Origin of the sequence: Streptomyces sp. NRRL S-495 (assembly GCF_000966955.1) — a bacterium.
Taxonomy (GTDB): domain Bacteria; phylum Actinomycetota; class Actinomycetes; order Streptomycetales; family Streptomycetaceae; genus Kitasatospora; species Kitasatospora purpeofusca.
In genome coordinates, this window is the sequence record NZ_JZWY01000324.1 from 1 (window position 1) to 7,104 (window position 7,104).

A 7,104-nucleotide genomic window follows, 5' to 3' on the forward strand; every position below is an offset into this window, starting at 1 on the left:
GTTCAGGACCTCGGCACCCTCGGACTCCGCGGTGTTCTGCGGGATCAGACCGTGCTGCGGCTCACCGAGCTGGACGGCGATGGTGCCGCCGCCGGAGGCAGCCTTGTCGCTGCTCTTCGAGCTGGTGCTGCAGGCGGTCGCCGCGAGAGCGATCGCGGTCGCTGCCACGAGCCACTTGGTCTGGGTTGCACCACGCATGGGGGGATGCCTCCTGAATTCGACTTTCCAACGAGGAGAGCACCGCGGTCGGTTGTCGCCGGTCCGCTGTGCCGTCCGCGCTCGTGGTTTCGGCGCGCACCCCTGCGCGTTAACCCTTGACCCGAGCCTGACTGCACCCACTATGTGTCACCCACGGACACGAAAGTGACCACTGCCGATCTCAATTAGGTCACATGAACGGTCGGTAAGTTTCGAAAATCGGACATAAGAGACATACTCAGACAGGCATCAAACGGACAGTCGTCATGAATGACGGACTGTCACGTTCGCTCAGCGGACACCTTGGCGTGGTAAGCGCTATTCCGTTTATGCCTGCGCCGACATCATCGAGTTGTTGAAAAGGTTCGCCCCCCTCTCCATCGGAAAGGGGGGCGACGGTTTCCGGCCGAAGCACGGCCGGAGAAGCTCAGAAGGCCGGAATCAGGCCTTCTTGGCGCGCGAAGCGGTACGCCCGCGCTCCTTCTGGTCCAGGACGACCTTACGGATACGCACGGTCTCCGGGGTCACCTCGATGCACTCGTCCTCGCGGCAGAACTCAAGCGACTGCTCCAGCGAGAGCTTGCGCGGCGGCACCAGGTTCTCGGTGGTGTCGGAGGAAGCGGCACGCATGTTGGTGAGCTTCTTCTCCTTGGTGATGTTGATGTCCATGTCGTCCTGACGCGAGTTCTCGCCGACGATCATGCCCTCGTACACCTCGGTGGTGGGCTCGACGAAGAGCGTGCCGCGCTCCTGGATGCCCATCATCGCGAACGGCGTCACGACGCCCGCGCGGTCCGCCACCAGCGAACCGTTGTTGCGCATCCGCAGCTCGCCGAACCACGGCTCGTGGCCCTCGAAGATGCTGTGCGCGATGCCGGTGCCGCGGGTGTCGGTCAGGAACTGGGTCCGGAAGCCGATCAGGCCGCGCGACGGGACGATGAACTCCATCCGGACCCAGCCGGAGCCGTGGTTCGTCATGGTCTCCATACGGCCCTTGCGGGTCGCCATCAGCTGGGTGATAGCGCCGAGGTACTCCTCGGGGCTGTCGATGGTCATCCGCTCGACCGGCTCGTGGGTCTTGCCGTTGATGACCTTGGTGACGACCTGCGGCTTGCCGACGGTCAGCTCGAAGAGCTCCCGGCGCATGGTCTCGACCAGGATGGCCAGCGCCAGCTCGCCACGGCCCTGGACCTCCCAGGCGTCCGGACGCTCGGTCGGCAGCACGCGGAGCGAGACGTTACCGATCAGCTCGCGGTCCAGGCGGTCCTTCACCATGCGGGCGGTGACCTTGTGGCCCTTGCCGCCCTTGCCGACCAGCGGCGAGGTGTTGGTGCCGATGACCATCGAGATGGCCGGCTCGTCCACCGTGATGAGCGGCAGCGCGACCGGGTTCTCCAGGTCGGCCAGGGTCTCGCCGATCATGATCTCCGGGATGCCCGCGACGGCGCAGATGTCGCCGGGGCCGGCCACCTCGGCCGGCTTGCGGGTGAGCGCCTCGGTCATCAGCAGCTCGGTGATCTTGACCTGCTGGACCGAGCCGTCCCGCTTCATCCACGCGACCTGCTGGCCCTTGCGCAGCTCGCCCTGCTCGACCCGGCAGAGCGCGATACGGCCGAGGAAGTTGTCGGCGTCCAGGTTGGTGACGTGCGCCTGGAGCGGCGCGTCCTCGTCGTAGGTCGGGGCCGGGACGTGCGCCAGGATGGTGGAGAAGAACGGCTCCAGCGAGTCACTGTCGGCCGGCACGGTGCCGTTCTCCGGCTTGGTCATCGAGGCGACGCCGTCACGCGCACAGGCGTAGACAATCGGGAACTCGATCTGGTCCTCGGTGGCGTCGAGGTCCAGGAAGAGGTCGTAGGTCTCGTTGATGACCTCGTCGATCCGGGAGTCCGGGCGGTCGGTCTTGTTGATGCAGAGGATGACCGGCAGCTTGGCCGTCAGCGCCTTGCGGAGCACGAAGCGGGTCTGCGGCAGCGGGCCCTCGGAGGCGTCGACGAGCAGCACGACCGCGTCGACCATCGACAGGCCGCGCTCGACCTCACCACCGAAGTCGGCGTGGCCGGGGGTGTCGATGATGTTGATCGTGATCGGCGCGCCACCCTCCTTGGGGTGGTACTTGACGGCGGTGTTCTTCGCGAGAATGGTGATGCCCTTCTCACGCTCCAGATCGTTGGAGTCCATCATCCGGTCGTCGAGGTGCTGGTGGGCGGCGAAGGCGCCGGCCTGCTTCAGCATGGCGTCGACCAGGGTGGTCTTGCCGTGGTCGACGTGAGCGACGATGGCAACGTTGCGGATGTCATTGCGCGTGGGCATGCTGAGCGGATTCTCCCGGAATCGTGGGTTACGGCGCCCGGCTGCGTGACGCCGACCGGCGATCCCTGTTGATCGCCGCCGCCCGTTCCGCCTGCTACTACCGGTCCACCCGCCGGGCAGGACATGCCACGGCTTCCTCCTATCGTACGGGGAACCGCCCAGCTCGGCCGAAACGGGAGCTGTCCGGGGGAGCAAGATCACAGGGCGGTGCCCCTCCGGCCACCGGGTTCCGGGCCCCGGGTCAGCCCGCCGACCAGCCGATGTCCCGCAGCCGCGGGCGGGTGAAGCCCCAGACCCCGGCGCCGGCGAGACCCTCCCGGGCGGCCACCAGTTCGGGGCGCTGGAACAGCGGCACCGAGTGGCCGAGCTGCCAGATCCGCACATCCGTCTCCTGGAGCAGGGCCCGGCGGGCGGCCGGGTCGGGTTCGGCGGCGGCGCGGTCGAAGAGGCTGTCGATCTCCTCCGTACCGGCCCGGGCGTAGTTGCTGCCGGGCACCGGGGTGCCGTCCGGGCCGGGCCGGGGCTTGGCGTAGACGGGCCGCTGCTCGCCGGCCGGGCCGGGGCCGGCCGGCCATGAGAACAGGGCGAGGTCGAAGTCCCCGGTGGCCAGGTGGTCGCGGAGGAAGGCGTCCGGCAGGGCCTCGGCCACCCGGACGGCCGCCCCGGCCGTGCCGAGGTCGGCCGCCACCGCGTCGGCCGCCCGTCGGAGGGTCGCCGAGCCGGCCGGGACCAGCAGGGTGAGGGCCAGCGGGTGGCCGTCCCTGGCCCGGGTGCCGCCGGCGGCGGGCCGCCGCCAGCCCGCCGCGTCCAGCATCCGCCCGGGGTCGGCGGTGCCCAGCGCGTCGGCGTTGTCCCGGTAGCCGGCCTGGTCCCCGGTCAGCAGGTGGTGGCCGAGGGGTGCGGCGGGCAGGCCGAGCGGGGCGAGCGCGGCCTCGGCGGCGTGCCGCCGGTCGACGGCGCGGGCCAGGGCGCGGCGCAGCGCCGGGTCGGTGAGCGGCTCACGGGCGGCGTTGAGGGTCAGCTGGGTGAGGCCGGTGCCGGCGGCCCGGTGCAGGGTGGTGCCGGGCAGGGCGCCCGCGCGGCGGACCGCCTCGGCGGGGTCGCCGCCGGCTCGGTCGACGGCGCCGGTCAGCGGGGCGAGGTCCAGCCGGCCCTCGGCCAGCTCGGTGCCGCGCCGTTCGGCGGGGGTGGCCAGGAAGTCGATCCGGTCGGCCTTGGCCGGCTCCCCCCACCAGTACGGGTTGCGGACCAGGGTGGCCCGGCCGGCGGCCGGGTCGTAGCCGGACACCAGGAAGGGGCCGGCCGTCGGGTGGGCGCCGCCGCCGGGCAGCGGGCGGCCGAAGGCGGCGGCGGTGGCGGTCTCGGCGGCGGGGTAGAGCGGGCCGAACAGGGCGCGCCACTCGCCGTAGGGCTGCCGGAAGGTGACCTTGACCTCGTGCGGGTCGGCGCCCTGGACGATCGAGTCGATGGCCGCGTACCCGGCGGGCCGGACGGCGCTGTAGGCGGGGTCCAGGCCGGAGAGCGCTGCCCGCTGGGCGATGAAGTCGGCGGCCGAGAGCGGGGTGCCGTCGCTCCAGACGGCGCGCGGGGCGAGGTGGTAGGTGACCACCTGGGGCAGCTGTCCGGGCGGGGTGGCCTCGGCGGCGGTCAGGTAGTCCTCGTCGGGGGTCCACTCGCCGTGCGCGTCCGGCCGGAACAGCGCGGGGTAGAGGGCGTTCGCCAGCAGCGCGGAGTCGGCGGTGGCGGCGGGCTGGTAGACGTTCAGGGTGGCCGGTACGGCGTCGACGGCCCAGCGCAGGGCGCCGCCGTCGCGGACGGCGGCCCGGTCGGCCGGGCGGACGTCGCCGGTGACGGCGGCGGGCGCGGGCGGCGCGGGGTCGGGGGTCGGGGCGGTGCGGGCCGGGCCGGGGCCGCCGAGGCAGCCGGAGGTGGCACCGAGGGCGAGCAGCAGTGCGGCGGCTGCGACGGGGAGGCGGGCGCGCATGGCGGCCATGGAACGCCGCCGCCCGGCCCCCGGCGGCGGCGACACGGCGGCCGACCGGGTGCGGCACCCGATCGGCGGTACGGCCGACCGGTGCCGGGGAACCGGCCCCGGTCCCTACAGCCCCAGCTCGAACCAGACGATCTTGCCCTTGGGGGTGCGCCGGCTGCCCCAGCGCTCGGCGAGCAGGCTGACCAGTTGCAGGCCGCGCCCGCCCTCGTCGGTCTCGTGGGCGCGCCGCTGCCGGGGCTGGGCGTAGCCGTCGTCCCAGACCTCGCACACCATGGTCCGGTCGCGCAGCAGCCGCAGCCGGATCTCGCCCCGGCCGTGCCGCAGCGCATTGGTGACCAGTTCGCTGACCAGCAGCTCGGTGGTGTCGACCAGCTCGTCCAGGCCCCGGGCGAGCAGCCAGCTGCACGCGGCCTCGCGGGCCTTGGCGACCGAGGTGGGCTCCGGCGGCAGGAACCACTGGCCGACGGCGTCCGCGGGGAAGGCGTGCACCCTGGCCATCAGCAGGGCGATGTCGTCCTCGCCGTGGTGCGGGTTGAGCTCGCCGAGGACGTGGTCGCAGAGGTCCTCCAGGCCCTTGCCCTCGGCGGAGAGCGCGGTGCGGAAAGCCTTCAGGCCCTCGTCCAGCTGGTGCTTGCGGCTCTCCACCAGGCCGTCGGTGTAGAGGCCGAGCACGGCGCCGTCCGGCAGGGTCAGCTCGACCTCCTCGAAGGGCTCGCCGCCGACGCCGAGCGGCAGGCCCGGCGGCACGTCCAGCATCCGGGCGCTCTCGCCGGGGCTGAGCAGCACCGGCGGGAGGTGGCCGGCGTTGGCGAAGACGCAGCGCCGGGTGACGGCGTCGAAGACCGCGTAGACGCAGGTCGCCAGGTAGACCTCGCGGGCCTCCTCGTCGGCGGTGGAGGTGAGCCGTCCGTACGGGGCGGAACGGGCGGCCGGCGCGGTGTCGTCGCCGAGGTCGCGGGCGATCTCGTCCAGGGCGGTGAGCACCTCGACCGGGTCGAGGTCGAGCATGGCGAGGGTGCGGACGGCGGTGCGCAGCTGGCCCATGGCGACGGCGGCGCGCAGGCCGCGTCCCATCACGTCGCCGATGACCAGGGCGGTGCGGTTGCCGGGCAGCGGGATGACGTCGAACCAGTCGCCGCCGACCTCGGTGTTGTTGTTGCTGGGCAGGTAGCGGCAGGCGATCTCCAGGCCGCTGGCGGCCGGGTTGCCCGGGGGCAGCAGGCTGCGCTGGAGGATCAGCGCGCGCTCGTGCTCGCGGCGGTAGAGCCGGGCGTTGTCGATGCAGACGGCGGCGCGGGCGACGAGCTCCTCGGCGATGGCGACATCGCGGGCGTCGAAGGGTTCGCTGCCGATCGCCCGGGAGAGCTGGACCAGGCCGAGCACCTGGTCGCGGGCGACCAGCGGGACGATCAGGGTGGAGCGCAGCAGCGGGTCGGGGCCGGGCTCGGGGACGACGCTGCGGCCGGTGCGCAGGGCCCGGGCGTGCGGGGAGCGGCGGGGGTAGCAGAGGGTGCCGCCGGCCTCGGCGATGGGCAGGCCGGTGACCGAGCCGAGCACCGAGGAGGCGCCGCCGACCACGCTGGAGACGGCGACCCGGCGCAGTTCGCCGCTGCCGTCGGTGAGCACGGTGTCGCCGAGCCGGCCGGCGCTGGGCACGGTCTCGCCGGAGAGCAGCGCGGTGTACAGGTCGACGGTGGCGAGGTCGCAGAACGGCGGGACGACGACGTCCAGCAGCTCCTTGGCGGTGGTCTCCAGGTCGAGGGTGGAGCCGATGTGGGCGCTGGCCTCGTTGAGCAGCGCGAGGTTGCGGCGGACGCCGTCGGCCTCGCGCTCGGCGACGTGCCGGCTGGTGACGTCGGAGACCTGTCCGGCGACACCCATCGGCTGGCCGGCGGCGCCGTTGAGGCGGTAGAGCGAGACGGCCCAGAGCCGGTTGCCCTCGCGGGTCGGGACGGCGGCGTGGAAGCGCAGGTCGAAGACGGGCTCGCCGCTGGCGAGGACCTTGCGCAGGGCGGCGGTGAGCCGGTCGGCCTCGGCGCCGGGGAAGATGTCGTGCGGGGTGAGGCCCTCCAGGTCGGTGGGCGCCAGGCCCATGCCGGAGGCGAAGGCGTCGTTGACCCGCTGGAGGCGGAGCCGGTCGTCGAAGAGGACGAAGCCGGTCGGAGTCTGGCCGAAAACCGCCTCCGATGCGGCCAGATCCGTCTCGATCCGGCGGAGCCGGCCGAGGTCGACCGCGAGACAGGTGGCGCCGGCAGTGGGCAGCGCGCTGTCCGGCATCAGGTAGAGCTCGGCGAGGCCCTCGCCGCCGTCGGCGTGCCGGTACGGGGCGGTGCCGACCCATTCCTCGCCGGCCAGGGTCCGTTCCAGCCGGGTCCGGCCGCGCTGCCAGAGCTCGCGCGGCACGAAGGTGGTCACCGGGTCGGCGCCGACCGCCTCGACGGCGGTGACGCCGAAGAACTCGGCGGCCCGCTCGCTCCACTGGCTGATCCGGCCGTCCGGGCCGATGGCGAAGGTGGCGACCCGGATGTAGTCGTAGATCGAGCCCGGATCCCCGGCGCCCCAGCGCTGCTCCTCGGCGGCCGGCCGGGCGGCACGGACGGGGG

The 7,104-nt window shown here is 73.0% G+C and carries 3 protein-coding genes and 1 pseudogene; all 4 read right to left on the reverse strand.

Translation table 11 applies throughout. The annotated features are described in order from the left end of the window. Positions 1-198: pseudogene (locus tag VR45_RS17680) on the reverse strand (ABC transporter substrate-binding protein); the annotation flags it as partial. A 441-nt stretch (positions 199-639) separates the two neighbouring features. Then, positions 640-2,508 (reverse strand): translational GTPase TypA, encoded by a 1,869-nt coding sequence (typA, locus tag VR45_RS17685; RefSeq protein WP_045940743.1) that lies wholly within the window; start codon positions 2,506-2,508, stop codon positions 640-642. A 241-nt stretch (positions 2,509-2,749) separates the two neighbouring features. Beyond that, positions 2,750-4,492, reverse strand: coding sequence for an ABC transporter family substrate-binding protein (locus VR45_RS17690; protein ID WP_286163296.1), 1,743 nt, complete (start codon positions 4,490-4,492; stop codon positions 2,750-2,752). A 114-nt stretch (positions 4,493-4,606) separates the two neighbouring features. Continuing rightward, entirely contained in the window at positions 4,607-7,039 is a 2,433-nt protein-coding gene (locus VR45_RS17695) for a SpoIIE family protein phosphatase (protein WP_053649403.1), read from the reverse strand. Positions 7,040-7,104: the final 65 nt, after the last annotated feature.